Raw genomic sequence first — 16,140 nt, forward strand, 5'->3', positions numbered from 1 at the left:
CGCGCGCGAGGTGCGGTGATCATGCGGGTGTTGTCCGGTGCGCGGTGGCGGGCGTCCGCCGCCGCGTACCGGGCCCGGCTGGACGATCTGGTCGGGCCCTATCTCGAGCGGCGGGCACAAGGGTCCGCGCACCCGGTGATCGACTTCTTGTTCACCTACTACGGACACAAACCCGCCCAATTACGGCGCTGGCATCCGGGATACGGCATCGGCCTGGCGGATGCCGCCGAGTACGACGGCGCCCGTGGGTATCACCGTGCCGACGAAGCGACCGACTCGACTACCGGGGATCCCGCCGTGCGGAGCGTCTACACGGCCGATCCCGCCTACCTGGTCAAACGCAGGGACACCGTCGCGTTCGTCGCGAGACTGCTGCGCGCCACCGCGTCCCGCCCCGCCCAGCTGTCCTGTTTCGGCCTGCACGAATGGGCGATGGTGTATCGGACCGACGATATCCGCCACCAGAAGGTGCCGCTGCGGCTCGGGCGCGCGGGCACCGACGCGGTGGTCGACTCGATGTCGCTGCGGTGCACGCATTTCGACGCCTACCGCTTCTTCACCCCGGACGCCGTCGGCCGCAATGCCGAGCCGCTCACCCGCGACGACCAGATCCACCGCGAACAGCCGGGCTGTCTGCACGCGAACATGGACTTGTACAAGTGGGGCTTCAAGCTGGTCCCGCTGATCCCTTCGGAGTTGTTGCTGGATTGCTTCGAGTCGGCTTGCGCAGCACGCGAACTCGACATGCGCGCCAGCCCCTACGACCTGTCCGAGTTCGGCTACGACCCGGTGCGCATCGAGACGCCCGCCGGACGAGCCGAGTACGTCCGCGCCCAGTCCGCGTTGGCCGAACGCGCCGCCGAACTGCGCCGAACTTTTCTGAGCGTCTGCGACGAACTGCTGGCGCCGGACGAGTGCGCGGCATCGGTCCACCGACGCTGACGCCGCCGCAGCCCAACGAAAAACTTCCCGGATCCGTGCGGATTCGACGAAACCCTCCGCGCAAGTTACCGCGGATTACTACCATTCAGTCAGTTCAGTGCTGACTGTCCCAGTCACTCTGGTAGCCAAACTCGACGACGAAGTTGGGGGGTCGCGACGATGCGCCCACTGGCCAGGCTGTGCCGTGCCAAACCGCTCGCTCTGCTCACCATCGGCATGGTCACGGCCGTGCTGCTGCCCGCGAGCGCCGCGGCCGATCCGCCTTCGGAGATCCGGAACGCCGTCCAGGAGTTCCTCGACGTCGGGCGCACCTCGGTGCCCCGCGCCGACTGCGGACCGGGCGCCGCACCCGAGAACGGCCTGCAAGGGGATGTCACCGCCGCCGACCGCGACAGTGGGCGCAGTACGCAGGGCTACCGATGCAATATCTCGTTCGTCGGCGGTTACGCGGGCCGCGGTGCGGGCATCACCTCCACCAGCTTCGAGCACTGCGCCTATCTCGGCTCGTTCTTTCCCGGCGACCTGATCAGCGAAGGGCGCGGCGTCCAGGTGCTCGACGTGTCCGATCCCGCGCATCCGCGCCCGACCACGACGCTGACCGAGCCCGCCATGCTCGCGGGCACCTGGGAGAGCCTCAAAGTCAACACCGAGCGGAAATTGCTGGTCGGTACCGGCGTCCCGTTCCTGGAGGGCGTGGGCTACCTGTCGGTCTACGATGTCTCCGACTGCGCGCATCCGCGACTGCTCAATCCCGGTCCGGGCACGAATCTCGCTATGCCGCTGCCGATCACCACGCACGAGGGCGGCTTCTCCCCCGACGGCAATACGTACTGGGCCTCGGGAATCGCGCCCGGATTCGTCAGCGCCGTCGACCTGACCGATCCGGCGAACCCGCACGTCGTCTGGCAGGGACTGACCGGCATCGAGGCGCACGGCTTCGGCATCAGCCCCGACGGCAACCGGATGTATATTTCCGCGCTCGGCGGCTTCACCGTCCTCGACATCAGCGCGGTGCAGCGCCGCGACCCGAACCCACAGGTGCACCACCTCGGCCGGACGTTCTGGACGGACGGGTGGGCGACCCAGCACAGTGTCCCGGTCAGCTACGACGGCAGACCCTACCTCTACACCGTCGACGAGGGCGGTTCCGGCGGCGTCAAACTCATCGACATCTCCGACGAGACAGCGCCCGAGGTGGTGGGCAAGATCAAGCTCGAGATCAACCTGCCCCAGCATCTCGACAGCAATATCGGCTCCTCCATGGGCGGTTCCGCCTTCGCCTACGAATCGCACTACTGCGCCGCGGACCGGCAGGCGAACCCGACCGCCCTGGCCTGCGGGTGGATCTCCTCGGGCATCCGGGTCTTCGACATCAGCGATCCCTACGCCATCCGCGAGATCGCCTACTACAACCCGCCCGCCCGCACCGGGCAGAACCTGAGCCTGTGGAACTCGCCGCACGCGCTGGCCTCGATCATCGGCGTTCCGCTGATGAGCGCACCGTCGGCGCTGCGCGCCGTGCTGGGGGGAGAGTTCGATCCGCTGGATGCCACCACCGCGCGCACCGGCCGACTCGCCTTCGGCGACGTGTCCACCGACTGGTGTCTCTCGCCGCCGGAATGGCGCGGCACGCAACTCTACGTCGCGTGCTCGGACAACGGTTTCATGGTGCTGCAACTGGACGACAACGTGTATTCGCCACCGCCGGACCAGCACTCGATCGTCGGGTCGTAGCGATGCGGCACTGGACGCGCGTCGCGGCCCTGGCTTCGGCGGCCTTCGCGCTGCTCGTGCTCGGCGCCGCGCTGCGCCCCGCGATCTTTCCGGAAGGCCGGTCCGCGACACCGATTCTCACCGACGTGGAGATCGGCTTCGTCCAGGACATGACCACCCATCACCAGCAAGCGCTGCTCATGGTGCAGCGGCTGGATCGCTCGGTCGATCCGGCGATCGCCCGGCTGGCCGAGCAGCTCGACCGGACCCAGCGCCTGGAAATCGGCACCATGCTCGGCTGGCTGCGCCTGGCGGACGCGGCCCCCAGCTCGGCGCATCCGATGACGTGGATGCACAGCGCGGACGCGTCAGCGCATCGGCATCCGGCAGCGCACAGCGCCGACGCCCCGCCCATGCCGGGGATGGCGAGCACGGCGGAATTGGACACCTTGGCGTCGGCGCGTGGCCGCGACGCGGAAATCCTGTTCCTGCAGTTGATGCTTCGCCATCACCAGGGCGGCATCGCGATGGCCGAGGCCGCCGACGGTCTGCTGCGCTCCGGGCCGGTCAAGGAGACCGCCCGGTCCATGGTCCACGGTCAAGGTCAGGAAGCGGGGGTGATGGGCATGCTGCTAGCCCAGCGCGGGGCTCCGGTACTGCCGTGACCGTCGGTCACGACGCCACATGCAACCCGAAACCGCTCGCCCCCAGCGCCTCACGCCCCGGCACGAGGCGCAGGCTCCGGTCGTAGTCGCCCCCGGCCTGCGAGCGGTACCGAATCGGCTCCAGCCGCGCCAGCTCCGACATCCGCTGCCGCAGGTCGAGCGCGACGTCGCCGAACCGCGGGGAGTCCAGCCGGATGGTGTCGTGCACCAGGAACGGCGGCAGTACGTCCATGCCGGTGTAATACAGGATGCCGTGGTGGATCGGGAACAGCAGATCCTCGACCGGGCCGTTGATCCCCCGATCGGAGTACGACGGCTGCTTGCCCCCAACCGAGACCACGAGCATCGCACGCCGGCCCGCCAGGACGCCCGCCCCGTACCTGGGCACCGCCTCACCCCCGGCCCCATAGGCGAACCCGCAGGTGAGAACCCGATCCACCCAGCCCTTCATGATCGCGGGCATGCCGAACCACCAGAGCGGGAAGTGCAGCACGACAGCGTCGGCCCACAGCAGTTTCTCCTGCTCGGCGCGGATGTCGGGGCTCAGCGTCCCGTCGCGGTAGGCCACGCCCGAGGCCAGCATGAAGTTGGACTCCTCGACCGCACCGAAATCCTCGGTGTCGGCGGCGGCCTTCCAGCCCATCGCGTAGAGGTCGGTGACCCGCACCTCGTGCCCGTCCGCCCGCAATTGCCGCACGGCCACGTCTTTGAGCGCACCGGTGAGTGAATCCGGCTTCGGGTGGGCGTACACGATCAGTACGTTCATTCCGGCTTTCGTCACATCTCGGCGCAACAGCGTTCGGAACGACGGATATTCCGCCATCCCCTCGACCTGCGCGGACGCGCGACGGCAGACGGACTGCCGCGATGGGGTGGAATGTCCCGGCGGGGCGTCTCGCCGCCCACGAGCCCGCGGGCGATCTCGTTCGCGGCTCGGTGACCGGATCGAGGCCCGCCAAGCGTCCGGGGCGGCCACGTTCGGCACGCGGCGCGCCGGAACGGCCGGCTCGTGGGCGACCGGCGAGATCATCGTCCTCGGTGGCGTGACAGGTTGCCCGAAGACCGTCCGGCGACGCCGGGACGGTATGGTCGGCTGAGCCGGGTCATGATCGTCGGCCGGGAGAGGTTGGGCAGCGGATGATTCGGACGGATGCGTTCACGGTGCCGGGTCACGTGCGTGGCTATCCGGGAGTGGCGTTCGGCGGGTACGTGGCGGGCCTGCTCGCCGCAGCGAGCGGCGCCACGCAGGTGCGCGTCGACTTCCGGCGCGCGGTTTCCGTGAATTCCCCGGTCGTGCTGACCGCCGACGGTTCGGGCGGCGCGTCGCTCACCGATCAGGAGGGCACGGTACTCGCCGAGGCGTCCGCGTCGACGGTTACGGTGACGCCGCGGCCCGCGCCCTCTTGGGCGGAGGCACGGGCGGCGACTGCGACCGCCGACGTGCTGCGCAAGATGAGCCACTGCTACGGCTGCGGAGCCGCCTGCACACCCGGTCGAGGCTTGCGCCTGTCGCCCTGGGCCATGCCGACGCACGACATGGTCGTCGCCGCCTGGACACCTGATCCACTACTCGGCGGACCCGGCGGCTTCCTGCCCACCGAAAACGTCTGGGCCGCATTGGATTGTCCCGGCGGCTGGGCCGCGATGGCCCTGCGTGACCTGCGCCCGGGAGCGGTGACCGCCGCCCTCACCGCCACCCAGTTCGAACCGGTCCGCGCCGGCGATCCCTACCTCTCCTACGGCTGGCCGATCTCCGCGAACGGCCGGAAACACACGGTCGGCGTGGCATTGGCCCGCGAAGACGGCACGCTCTGCGCCCTCGCCGAAGCTCTCTGGATCGAGCCCCGGCAGCCGCTGCCGTTCGAATGGTGATCCACCCCACCAGCACGTGTCGGTGGCTATCGGTAACGTCCGCGCCATGCCCTCGTCGGTACACGAAGTCCTCATCGAATTGGTCCGCCGCAGACCGACTTTGGTCGCCGAACTGCTCACTTCCACACTCGGCCTGGCGCTTCCCGAGTTCGATCACGCCCGCGTCGATTCCGGCGACCTACCGGACATCGAGCCGACCGAGTATCGCGCGGACCTGGTCGTCACCCTCACCGACGCCGACGTCCCGGTTCTCGGCATCGTCGTGGAGGTGCAACTGCAGCGCGACGACGACAAGGCATGGAGCTGGCCGGTCTACCTGACGACCTTGCGTGCTCGCCTGCGCTGCCTGGTCCTGCTCGTCGTCGTGTGCCCGAACGAACGTGCCGCGGGGCACTGCCGCCGCCCGATCACCGTCGCGCCCGGGTTCACCCTGTCGCCGATGGTCCTCAGCCCGGCCAACGTGCCGGTGGTCAGCGACACCCACACCGCGCTCGAACGCCCCGACCTGGCCGCCCTGTCCGCCATCGCCCACCGCAACGACCCCGAACGCGACTCGATTCTCACCGCCCTCGCCGCGACAGCACACGACTCCGCGGACGGTAAAAGGTACATTGACCTGGTACTGGCCGCACTGCCGAAAGCAGCGGCCCGGCACTTCCTGGAGATGCTGATGACGACCGACACGTCCCCGTACTACAGCCAGTACTTCAAGCAGCTGTACGCCGACGGCATGGCCGAAGGCGAAGCCATCGGCGAGGCCAAAGGCGAGGCCAAGGGGGAGGCCAAGGCGTTGCTCACCATGCTCGGTGCCCGCGGATTCGACGTCCCCGCGGTACTCACCGCCGAGATCGAGGCCTGCACCGATCATGCGCGCCTCACAGAATGGATCACCCGTGCCGCGACGGCGAGCGCGCTCGAGGAGATCTTCGGCGACCGGACTCAGTGAGTGTCGACGAAGCGGTACCACTGGCCGTCGAACGCGGAGTACTCGATACCGTTAATGGCGGGCGGGCCGAGGTGTGGTGGGGTGGCCGGGTCGCGGAAGAACGCGAAGCCTTCGGAATTCGAGTCGCCCGCCTGGGTGTAGAACAGGCAGCCGCCGTCACGGGGCGTGACGAAGGTGATGGTGTAGACGCCCAGGCGGGTGCGCTGGCCGGGGTGGGCACAGTCGACGGCTTGATCTTCGAGAATGCCGCGAGACAGCCGCCAGCCGGTGTCCTCCGGGACGTCGTACAGTGTCAGCGCCACCAGGACGCCGATCAGCACGGGTGAGGCGAGGCTGTAGAAGAAAGCCCGGTAGCGCAGCAGGCCGAGCAGCCCGAACAGGACGGCGATTCCGCCGAGCACGCCGAGTACCACCCACAGCACGACGAGGGTGGGAAACGTGCCCTCCGCGGCGAGTTGCCAGAACAGCGCCGCGCAGCAGAGCGCGACCAGGGCGGTCAGCAGCCCCATCCACAGCACGAACCAACGAGGAATACGCGACCGTGTGCGCACGGAGCCGGTGGAGTTCACGTGTTCAAGATACGAGGGGCAGGGGCTTCGCGCGCGGGATCGGTGCCGAAATCGCCCGGCCCCCTGACGATCACCATGCCGGGGAAGCCGCTTCGAGCGCGATAGATAGCCCGCGCCACCGGTGCACGGTCAATTCGAGAATCCGCGCGCGAGAGTTCCTGCGGTCCGGTGCGGCCGTGTCGGCCGAATTCGGACAGCCGAGGCTTACTCGCGTCCGCGGGCAGTAGGAACCTCAGTGTGAAAACAAACATTCCGGAACGTTTTCCGATTCCGTCCCGAACCGGAAAATCCCCCGGCCAGCGCTACCTGACCAGGGGATTCGCTACTCGAAACAGATCGTGCACCGCACGCTCACAGCGGCGGAAGCCCGCCGATCCGGTGGCCATCCAATTCCAGAACATCGCCGCGCGATTGGCGAGCAATGCCACGATGTCGAGCACAACGCTTCCCATGAATCTTCCTCACAAATCGAACGATCTCGTGCGGCACCCAGGGTAACGGACCGATAAACGGGAGTCGAAACTCCGACCGCCTCGAAAGCGCGAATCCCCCGGCCGCCTGGGGCCGGGGGATTCGCGACAGGTGGGACTAGACGCAGGCCAGCGCCTTGGCCTCACGGCGACGGCGATGCAGGATCGGCTCGGTGTACCCGTTGGGCTGCTTGGTGCCCTCCAGGATCAGTTCCTTGGCCGCCTGGAACGCGATGCTGCCCGCGAAGTCCGCCGCCATCGCCCGGTAGTTCGGGTCGCCGGCGTTCTGCCGGTCCACGACCGGGGCCATCCGCTCCAGGCTGGCCACCACCTCGTCGGCGGTGACGATGCCGTGGCGCAGCCAGTTGGCCATCAGCTGGCTGGAGATGCGCAGGGTCGCACGGTCTTCCATGAGCGCGACGTCCTTGATGTCGGGCACCTTGGAGCAACCGACGCCCTGGTCGATCCAGCGCACCACGTAACCGAGGATGGACTGGGAGTTGTTGTCCAGCTCTTGGCGCTTCTCCTCGTCGGTCCAGTTCGGCGCGGCGGCCAGCGGGATCTCCAGGATCTCGTCGACGGTGGCACGGCGACCGCCCTTCGCGATCTCCTGCTGCCGCTTGAACACGTCGACCAGGTGGTAGTGCGTCGCGTGCAGGGTGGCGGCGGTCGGCGAGGGAACCCACGCGGTATTGGCGCCCGCGCGCGGGTGGCCGATCTTCTGGGTGAGCATATCGGCCATCAGGTCCGGCATGGCCCACATGCCCTTGCCGATCTGCGCCTTGCCGGGCAGGCCCGCCGCGAGACCGGTGTCGACGTTCCAGTCCTCGTAGGACAGGATCCACTGCTGGGACTTCATGTCGGCCTTGCGAACCATCGGCCCGGCCTCCATGGAGGTGTGGATCTCGTCGCCGGTGCGGTCCAGGAAGCCGGTGTTGATGAACACCACCCGCTCGGCGGCGGCCTGGATGCAGGCCTTCAGGTTCACCGTGGTCCGGCGCTCCTCGTCCATGATGCCGACCTTGAGCGTGTTGCGCGCCAGCCCGAGCACGTCCTCGATCCGGCCGAACAGCTCGTTGGTGAAGGCGACCTCGTCCGGGCCGTGCATCTTCGGCTTCACGATGTAGACCGAGCCGGTGCGGCTGTTCTTCAGCTTCGCGTCATCGGCCAGGCTGTGCTTGGCGATCAGCGAGGTGATCAGCCCGTCCATGATGCCCTCGGGCACCTCGTTGCCTTCGGCGTCCAGGATCGCGTCGGAGGTCATCAGGTGACCGACGTTACGCACGAACAGCAGTGAACGGCCGTGCAGCACCAGTTCGCCGCCGGCCGGCGCGGTGTACACGCGGTCGGGGTTCATGGTGCGGGTGAAGGTCTTCTCGCCCTTGCTGACCTTCTCCGCGAGGTCGCCCTTCATCAGACCGAGCCAGTTGTGGTAGCACAGCACCTTGTCCTCGGCGTCCACCGCGGCGACCGAGTCCTCGAAGTCCATGATCGTGGTGACCGCGGACTCCAGCACGACGTCCTTGATGCCCGCGGTGTCGGTGCTGCCGATCGGCGACTGCGGGTCGATCTGGATCTCGATGTGCAAACCGTTGTGCTTCAGCAGCACCGAACTCGGCGATTCCGGGTCACCCAGGTAACCGACCAGCTGCGAGGCGTCGGCCAGGCCGATGCTGGTGCCGTCCTCCAGGCCGACCTCCAGTTCGCCGTCCACGATCTTGTAGGACGTCGAGCCGATGTGCGAGCCGGTGATGAGGGTGACCGAGTCGTCGAGGAAGTTGCGCGCCCACTCGATGACCTTGTCGCCGCGCACCTTGTTGTAGCCGGTGCCCTTCTCCGCGCCGTTGGCCTCGGGGATTGCGTCGGTGCCGTAGAGCGCGTCGTACAGCGAGCCCCAGCGGGCGTTGGCGGCGTTGATCGCGAAGCGAGCGTTCATCACGGGCACCACGAGCTGCGGGCCCGCGGTGACGGCGATCTCGTCGTCCACGTTCTGCGTGGTGATCCGGAAATCGGCGGGCTCGGGGCGCAGGTAGCCGATCTCGGTCAGGAAGTTCTTGTAGGCGGCCTTGTCGTAGTTCACGCCGGGGTGCTCGGCGTGCCACGCGTCGACCTTGCCCTGGATCTCGTCGCGTTCGGCCAGCAGAGCGCGGTTGCGCGGAGCGAGATCGTTGATGACCTGCTCGGCGCCGGCCCAGAACGCGGCGGAATCCACGCCGGAACCGGGGAGCGCCTCGTTCTCGACGAACTCGTGGAGAACGCGTGCCACCTGGAGCCCGCCGACCTGAATCCGCTCTGTCATCTACTGCCTCACTTCCGAGAAAGCCGAGTGGGAAAACAGTGCCATGTTACCCGTGGGTAGCGGTGTCGCCGCGCGCCGGGTCGCTGTGGGCACTGTGCCCGAATGCATCCGCCACGCCGAATGAGCTGTTCTTCCACCCGGCGGGTCGTCGAGCCGTCGACGGTCGGCCGGACAGCCCCTTGATCGTAACCCGCGGCCGATTTAATGTACTGATCGGAACATTTCATGACAGGCAGGAGTTCGAGTGCCACTCACCGACAAGGTCGCCGTCGTCACCGGGGGTAGTCGCGGCCTGGGTAAGCAGATGGTGCTGGCGTTCGCCGAGGCCGGCGCCGACGTGGTGATCGCGAGCCGCAAGCTGGACGGGTGCTCCGCGCTCGCGCAGGAGGTGACGCGGCGGTTCGGGCGTCGAGCCCTGCCGGTGGCCTGCAACGTCAGCGACTGGTCGCAGTGCGATGCCCTGGTGGAGACCGTCTACGGCGCGTTCGGCCGGGTGGACGTGCTGGTCAACAACGCGGGACTCTCGCCGCTGTACCCGAGCTTGGACCAGGTCACCGAGGAGTTGTTCGACAAGGTCATCGGGGTGAACCTCAAAGGTCCGTTCCGGCTGTCGGCCCTGATCGGCAGCCGCATGGCGGCCGACGGCGGCGGCTCGATCATCAACGTCTCCTCGATCGAGGCGACCAGGCCGGAGCCCTTCGCGGTCCCGTACTCGGCGGCCAAGGCGGGACTCAACGCCCTGACCGGCGGGCTGGCCCAGACGTTCGCGCCGAATGTGCGGGTCAACACCATCCAGTGCGGCCCCTTCGACACCGACATCGCCACGGCGTGGCCCGACGAGCTGCGCGCGGAACTCACCAGACACAACGCGCTGCGCAGAGTCGGCGAGCCGGAGGAGATCGTCGGGGCGGCGCTGTTCTTCGCCACCGAAGCCTCGGCGTTCTGCACCGGCGCCACCCTCGCGATCGACGGAGGCTGGCGATGAAGGCATTGACTTACGAAGGCCCGCAGCAGATCTCGTATCAGGATCGGCCCGACCCGGTCCTGCCGGGACCGGACGGCGCGATCGTCCGGGTCACCGCGGCGGGCATCTGCGGCAGTGATCTGCACATCTATGCCGGACACGGATTCGTCGCGGGCTCCGGTTACGGCGTCGGGCACGAAGCGGTCGGCGAGATCGTGGAACTGGGGCCGCACGCCCGCGGGTTCGCCGTCGGCGACCGCGTGCTGGTCGCCGCCTCGGCGGGCTGCGACGGCTGCGCGCAGTGCCGCGCCGGGATCGTCACCGCGTGCGAGCGCCACCCGCTACCGGTCGACGCCTGCTATGGGCTCGGCGGCTCGCTGGCGGGATGTCAGGCCCAGCTGCTCGCCGTACCGCACGCCGGGGGCAATCTGGCGAAGCTGCCCGACGAGGTGAGCGACACCGCCGCCGTGGTGCTCACCGACAACGCCCCTACCGCGTGGTACGGAGCCCGGCGCGCCCGGATCGCCCCGGGCGACACCGTGGTGGTGATCGGGCTCGGTCCGGTCGGTCTCATGGCGGTGCAGTCCGCCTTCGCGATGGGTGCGGCCCGGGTGCTCGGCGTCGACCTGCTCGCCGAACGCCGCGAGCGCGCCGCCGAGTTGGGCGCCGAGCCGGTCGAATCGGACGATCCGAAGCAGGCGATCCGCGAAACACTGCGCGGCGGTGCGGATGTCGCGATCGAGGCGGTCGGCGCCGACGAAACCGTCAAGCTGGCGATCAGCGCCGTCGGGCACGGTGGCCGGGTCAGCGTGATCGGCGTGAGCCACAACCGCGCCTTCCCGTTCCACTTGATGGCGGCCCAGGTGAAGGACCTCGAATTCCACATCGGGCTGTGCGCGATCCAGTACGAACTGCCCGCGCTGCTGAGACTCACCGCGGGCGGCAGGCTGCGGCCCGAGGCCGTGGTCACCCACCACCTGCCCATGTCCGAGGGGCCCGACGCCTACCGGATGTTCGCCGAGCGGGCCGACGGGGTGGGCAAGATCGTGCTGGACCCGTCGAGATGACCGCCCCTTCGCGCAGGCGCGGCCGCCCGCCCGCCGCCGAATCGACGGCGAGCGACACCAGGGCGCGGATCGTGCGTGCGGCGATCGACCTGTTCGCCGAGCAGGGCTTCCACGGCACCGGCGTGGCCGAGATCGGTGAGCGGGCCGACGTGCAGCGCGGCGCGCTGTACTACCACATCGGTTCCAAGGAGGAACTGCTCTGGCAGATTCTGCGCGACTACATCCAGCTGATGCTGGTCGAGGCAGAGCAGATCTCCGACGGGCCCGACGATCCGGTCACCAAGCTGCGCAAGATGATTCACAGTCATGTGCGGCTGATCGTTCGCCATCAGCGCGAGGTGGCCATCCAGCTGCGCGACGTCGGCGCGCTCACGGGCGAGCGCGCCGCGCAGCTCCAGGAGCTGCGCGACCGGGTGCAGCACTGCTGGCAACGCGTCATCGACGCCGGTCACGCGGAAGGGCTGTTGCGCACCGGCGACCACGTGGTCACCAACAGCGCGCTCGGCATGCTGAACATGGTCTCCTTCTGGTACCGCCCGCACGGCGACCGCTCCCCCGGCGAGATCGCCGACATCCTCGCGACCACTTTGCTCGACGGCGTGGTGACCGGCACCGCGCCAGACACGAAAGGCTGACCATGGCTTGGGATTTCGAGACCGACCCGGAGTACCAGCGGAAGCTGGACTGGGCGGCGGAGTTCGTCCGCACCGAGGTGGAGCCGCTGGACCTGCTCTACCCCAACCCGTACGACCGCACCGACCGTGAGGCCATGGCGCTGATGCGGCCACTGAAGGAGCAGGTCAAGGAGCAGGGCCTGTGGGCCTGCCACCTCGGGCCGGAACTGGGCGGCCCCGGTTTCGGGCAGATGAAGCTCGCCCTGCTCAACGAGGTGCTCGGCACGTCGGTGTGGGCGCCATCGGTATTCGGCTGCCAGGCACCGGATTCCGGCAATGCGGAGATCCTCGCCCACTACGGCACGCCGGAGCAGAAGAAGACCTATCTCGAGCCGCTGCTGGCCGGGGAGATCGGCTCGTGCTACGTGATGACCGAGCCGACCGGCGGCTCGGACCCGACGCTGTTCCGCACCCGCGGGGTGCGCGACGGCGACCACTGGGTGATCAACGGCGAGAAGTGGTTCAACTCCAACGCGCAGTTCGCCGCCTTCCACATCGTCATGGTGGTGACCGATCCGGAGGTGAGCCCGTACCGGGGCATGTCGATGTTCATCGTGCCCGCAGACGCCCCGGGATTGGAGATCGTGAAGAACTATCACGTCGCCGGATTCAGCGAGCACGAAGGCCATCTGCGGTTCACCGACGTCCGCGTGCCCGCCGACCACCTGCTCGGGGCGGAGGGGCAGGGCTTCGTCGTCGCGCAGACGCGACTGGGCGGCGGGCGCGTGCATCACGCGATGCGCACGGTCGCCATGGTCCGCAAGGCGTTCGACATGATGGCCGAGCGAGCGGTGTCGCGTCCGATGCGCGGCGGCCCGCTGGCCGGATTGCAGATGACCCAGGAACGCATCGCCGACAGCTGGATCGAGATGGAGCAGTTCCGGCTGCTGGTGCTGCGCACGGCGTGGCGCATCGACAAGGAGCAGGACTACAGGAAGGTCCGCAAGGACATCGCCGCGATCAAGGTCGCCATGCCCAAGGTGATGCACGACATCGCCCAGCGCGCGCTGCACCTGCACGGCGCGCTCGGCGTCAGCCAAGACCTGCCGTTCATCGACATGCTCGGCTACGCCGAGGTGATGGCCATCGCCGACGGACCCACCGAAGTACACAAGATCACCCTCGCGAAGGAGGTCCTGAAGGACTACGCCCCCGCGGACCCGGTGTACCCGAGCGGCTACCGGCCCGCGCTGCGGGAGAAGGCGCGCGAACTCGTCGCCCAGCGTCTCGAGCACATCGTCGGGAACCTCTGAGCAAGGTGCGCTGGCCGGTGTCCGAGTTCAGGACGCGCGCTGGGCGGCCGCGTCCACATGCGAGGTGTCCGCGTACCCGGCCACGGGACTGAGCCGCAAGACCGCCGGCATCCGGCGGGTGAGCGCGGGCGGGCCGGTGAACGCCACCCGGCCCGCCCGCAGCGCGTGCGCCAGCGGCAGCCGCCCCAGCCACACCTGGTACAGCGAGGCGACGTCGGAGCTGATCGCGACGTCCACGGGATAGCCGGGATCGGACTCGCACACCGAGGGCACGCCCGCCTCGAGCACGATCCAGAAGCGGCGCGGGTCGTCGGTGAAGCGCACCAGCAGCACGTGGCGGCGGCCCGGGAACGACGAGGTGTCCACGCGCGTGTGCATCCACCACACCAGCAGGGCGGGATCGCGCTCGTCGTCGCGTGGCGTACCGAAGGTCCAGCGTGCGCCCCATTCGCCGAGGCCGAACAGGATCGGCTCCAACTCCCGCCCCGCGTCGGTGAGCAGGTACTCCCCGACCAATCGCTCCACCAGCCCCGCCCGCTCGAATTGCCGCAGACGTTTGGCGAGCAGGCTGCGCGACAGCCCGGGCAAGCCGCGCGCGAGGTCGTTGAACCGGGTGGTGCCCAGCAGCAGGTCGCGCAGGATCAGCAGCGACCAGCGCTCGCCCACCAGGTCGAGCGCCCGGGAGATCGGGCAGTACTGGCCGTAACTCGGCGTGGAAGTCGTCATGGCACCTCGGCAACGGGGTCTATTCTCTGGACCGGCGGGGTCCACTTTCTGCACTATCCGGTTATCGCGGCCGTTCTTAGTTTCGAAACATGACCACTACAGCTCCTGCCATCACCGAAACCATCACCACGGACTGGATCGCCCGCGCACGCCGCGTCGGCGAGACCCTGCGTCCCGACGTCGCCGCCCGGGACCACTCCGGCGAGATCTCCCTCGCCGCCTTCGACCTGCTGCGCGACAGCGGGCTGTCCGCGGCTCTCGTACCCGCCGAGTTCGGCGGTGGCGGGGTCACCCACCGCGAGATGGGCGCGATCCTGCGGGAACTGGGCCGCCACGACCCCTCCACGGCGGTCGCCTTCGCGATGCACACCCACCTGGTCGCCGCCCAGGTGTGGCGGCACAACCACGGCATCGACGCCGCGCCGCTGTTCGCAAAGGTGGTCTCGGGAGCGATCCTGGTCAGTACCGGCGCCTCCGACTGGGTCGGTTCCAACGGCAGCGCCGAGCGGGTCGAGGGCGGCTACCGGGTGCACGCGCGCAAGGCGCCGGCCAGCGGATGCGAGGCGGGCACCATCCTGGTGACCAGCGTGCGCTGGGACGCCGCACCGGACGGCCCGCAGGTGCTGCACTGCGCCATCCCGTTCACCGCCGCCGGTGTGCGGATCGAAAAGAGTTGGGACACCATGGGTTTGCGTGCCAGCGGATCGCACACCGTCGTGCTCGACGACGTCTTCGTGCCCGACGCCGCAGTCTCACTGGCCCGCCCCGCCACCGTGTGGCCGCCGCTGCTGAACGTCGTGCTCGGCGCGGCGATGCCGCTGGTGATGGCGGCCTACCTCGGCATCGCCGACGGCGCGGTCGAGATCGCGACCGCACTGGCGGCGGGCCGCGCCGACGCGCCGACCGTCCAGCTGGCCGGCGAGCTGGCCACCGCGCACACCACCGCGGGCGACCTCGTCGACGCCATGTTCAACGCCTCGGAGAATCTGCGCTTCGCCAACACCGATCAGTATGCGAGCCGGACGCTCAGCCGTAAGACCGCCGCGGCGGACGCGCTCGTGCACACCGTGCGCCTGGCGATCGAAACCGTCGGCGGAGCGGGCTATTCCCGCACCTGTGAACTCGAGATGCGCTATCGCGACGTGCACGGCTGTCTGTTCCACCCGTTGCCGCGAGCCAAGCAGACCCACTTCTCCGGTCGTGTCCTGCTCGGGCAGTCCCCGATCGGATGACGCCTGTCCATTCCGTCGACGCCGTCGCCACTCGCCTCCATAATCGATGGGGGCGAGAACCCTCGCGCAGTGAACCGGCCTTTCCGGCCACACGACGACGCTCCGAGGAGAAGCCATGGTGTCCGCACGCGGAATCGCACGATCGCCGATCACCTGGGCCGTCGCCGTGCTGCTGGTGGTGGGGCTGGGCGTAGGACTGGCCGTGTTCCAGCCGTGGCGGCTGTTCACCGATACCACCGTGTGGGAGGCGGCGCCGTCGGTCACCGCGGCGCCCGGTCCGGGCGGCACGCAAGCGCAGCCGCAGGCCATCGCCCGGGGCACGTTCGTCTCGCACGAGCACGCCACCTCGGGCGCCGTCGTGGTCTTGCGGCTGCCCGACGGCAGCAGGGTGCTACGAGTGGAGAACCTCGACACCTCCAACGGCCCCGACCTGCACGTCTGGCTCACCGACGCGCCGGTGCGCGAGGGCCGCGACGGATGGTTCGTCTTCGACGACGGCGTCCACACCGACCTGGGCGAGCTCGAGGGCAATCAGGGCAACCAGAACTACCCCGTCCCCGCCGATGCCGACCTGGCCCAGCTGACCAGCGTCGCGATCTGGTGCGACCGGTTCAACGTCTCCTTCGGCGCGGCCGAACTACGACCGGCCTGAACCCGGCCCGTGGGCCGCACCGCCGAAAAATGACCCGACAACGGCGGGTGCGCTGTGCCACCATGTGTTTCGACACCGACCACCGCCTCGAGGTGG

16 protein-coding genes are annotated in these 16,140 nt (G+C 68.8%); 11 read left to right on the forward strand and 5 right to left on the reverse strand.

Annotated features, from left to right (window positions below; genetic code table 11):
* Positions 1–21: 21 nt before the first annotated feature.
* From ACZ6DL_RS26355 to ACZ6DL_RS26365, 3 genes are all read left to right on the forward strand, one after another.
* On the forward strand, positions 22–942 hold the full coding sequence (locus tag ACZ6DL_RS26355) for a 3-methyladenine DNA glycosylase (protein ID WP_466055027.1): 921 nt from the start codon (positions 22–24) through the stop codon (positions 940–942).
* A gap of 159 nt (positions 943–1,101) precedes the next feature.
* Positions 1,102–2,676: an LVIVD repeat-containing protein gene (locus ACZ6DL_RS26360; RefSeq protein ID WP_466055029.1), complete on the forward strand. Its 1,575-nt coding sequence runs from the start codon at positions 1,102–1,104 to the stop codon at positions 2,674–2,676.
* Between the two features lie 2 nt (positions 2,677–2,678).
* A complete protein-coding gene (locus ACZ6DL_RS26365; protein ID WP_466055031.1) occupies positions 2,679–3,320 on the forward strand; it encodes a DUF305 domain-containing protein in 642 nt (213 codons plus the stop codon).
* A gap of 7 nt (positions 3,321–3,327) precedes the next feature.
* Here ACZ6DL_RS26365 and ACZ6DL_RS26370 read toward each other — a convergent pair whose 3' ends face one another.
* On the reverse strand, positions 3,328–4,086 hold the full coding sequence (locus ACZ6DL_RS26370; RefSeq protein ID WP_466055033.1) for an NAD(P)H-dependent oxidoreductase: 759 nt from the start codon (positions 4,084–4,086) through the stop codon (positions 3,328–3,330).
* A gap of 371 nt (positions 4,087–4,457) precedes the next feature.
* Here ACZ6DL_RS26370 and ACZ6DL_RS26375 point away from each other — a divergent pair, with 371 nt between their 5' ends.
* Together ACZ6DL_RS26375 and ACZ6DL_RS26380 are read left to right on the forward strand one after the other, a co-directional pair.
* Entirely contained in the window at positions 4,458–5,192 is a 735-nt protein-coding gene (locus tag ACZ6DL_RS26375; RefSeq protein WP_466055035.1) for a PaaI family thioesterase, read from the forward strand.
* Between the two features lie 46 nt (positions 5,193–5,238).
* Positions 5,239–6,138, forward strand: coding sequence for a hypothetical protein (locus tag ACZ6DL_RS26380; RefSeq protein ID WP_466055037.1), 900 nt, complete (start codon positions 5,239–5,241; stop codon positions 6,136–6,138).
* On the opposite strand, the gene ACZ6DL_RS26385 is transcribed toward ACZ6DL_RS26380, so the two are convergent.
* From ACZ6DL_RS26385 to ACZ6DL_RS26395, 3 genes are all read right to left on the reverse strand, one after another.
* On the reverse strand, positions 6,132–6,707 hold the full coding sequence (locus ACZ6DL_RS26385) for a hypothetical protein (RefSeq protein ID WP_466055039.1): 576 nt from the start codon (positions 6,705–6,707) through the stop codon (positions 6,132–6,134). The two genes, ACZ6DL_RS26380 and ACZ6DL_RS26385, sit on opposite strands and share 7 nt — an antisense overlap.
* 302 nt (positions 6,708–7,009) lie before the next feature.
* The gene (locus ACZ6DL_RS26390; protein ID WP_466055041.1) at positions 7,010–7,159 is read right to left on the reverse strand and encodes a hypothetical protein; all 150 of its coding nucleotides are present in this window, start codon (positions 7,157–7,159) and stop codon (positions 7,010–7,012) included.
* Positions 7,160–7,295: 136 nt separating this feature from the next.
* The gene (locus ACZ6DL_RS26395; protein WP_466055043.1) at positions 7,296–9,476 is read right to left on the reverse strand and encodes a malate synthase G; all 2,181 of its coding nucleotides are present in this window, start codon (positions 9,474–9,476) and stop codon (positions 7,296–7,298) included.
* 244 nt (positions 9,477–9,720) lie between these two features.
* Between ACZ6DL_RS26395 and ACZ6DL_RS26400 the strand changes: the two genes are divergently transcribed.
* The 4 genes from ACZ6DL_RS26400 to ACZ6DL_RS26415 are packed head-to-tail and all read left to right on the forward strand — an operon-like array spanning position 9,721 to position 13,434.
* Positions 9,721–10,461, forward strand: a complete 741-nt coding sequence (locus ACZ6DL_RS26400) for an SDR family NAD(P)-dependent oxidoreductase (protein ID WP_466055044.1) — start codon at positions 9,721–9,723, stop codon at positions 10,459–10,461.
* Entirely contained in the window at positions 10,458–11,507 is a 1,050-nt protein-coding gene (locus ACZ6DL_RS26405) for a zinc-binding dehydrogenase (RefSeq protein WP_466055046.1), read from the forward strand. Before ACZ6DL_RS26400 ends, ACZ6DL_RS26405 begins: the two co-directional genes overlap by 4 nt.
* Entirely contained in the window at positions 11,504–12,142 is a 639-nt protein-coding gene (locus ACZ6DL_RS26410) for a TetR/AcrR family transcriptional regulator (RefSeq protein ID WP_466055048.1), read from the forward strand. Before ACZ6DL_RS26405 ends, ACZ6DL_RS26410 begins: the two co-directional genes overlap by 4 nt.
* A 2-nt stretch (positions 12,143–12,144) precedes the next feature.
* Positions 12,145–13,434: an acyl-CoA dehydrogenase family protein gene (locus ACZ6DL_RS26415; RefSeq protein WP_466055050.1), complete on the forward strand. Its 1,290-nt coding sequence runs from the start codon at positions 12,145–12,147 to the stop codon at positions 13,432–13,434.
* Between the two features lie 27 nt (positions 13,435–13,461).
* Here the strand turns inward: ACZ6DL_RS26415 and ACZ6DL_RS26420 are convergent, their stop codons facing one another.
* On the reverse strand, positions 13,462–14,160 hold the full coding sequence (locus tag ACZ6DL_RS26420; RefSeq protein WP_466055052.1) for a winged helix-turn-helix transcriptional regulator: 699 nt from the start codon (positions 14,158–14,160) through the stop codon (positions 13,462–13,464).
* Positions 14,161–14,249: 89 nt separating this feature from the next.
* On the opposite strand from ACZ6DL_RS26420, the gene ACZ6DL_RS26425 reads away from it, so the two are divergent.
* The gene (locus ACZ6DL_RS26425) at positions 14,250–15,392 is read left to right on the forward strand and encodes an acyl-CoA dehydrogenase family protein (protein ID WP_466055054.1); all 1,143 of its coding nucleotides are present in this window, start codon (positions 14,250–14,252) and stop codon (positions 15,390–15,392) included.
* Between the two features lie 115 nt (positions 15,393–15,507).
* Positions 15,508–16,044 (forward strand): DM13 domain-containing protein, encoded by a 537-nt coding sequence (locus ACZ6DL_RS26430; RefSeq protein WP_466055056.1) that lies wholly within the window; start codon positions 15,508–15,510, stop codon positions 16,042–16,044.
* Positions 16,045–16,140 lie beyond the last annotated feature (96 nt).

The sequence above is a fragment of the Nocardia sp. NPDC041819 genome (assembly GCF_055590505.1).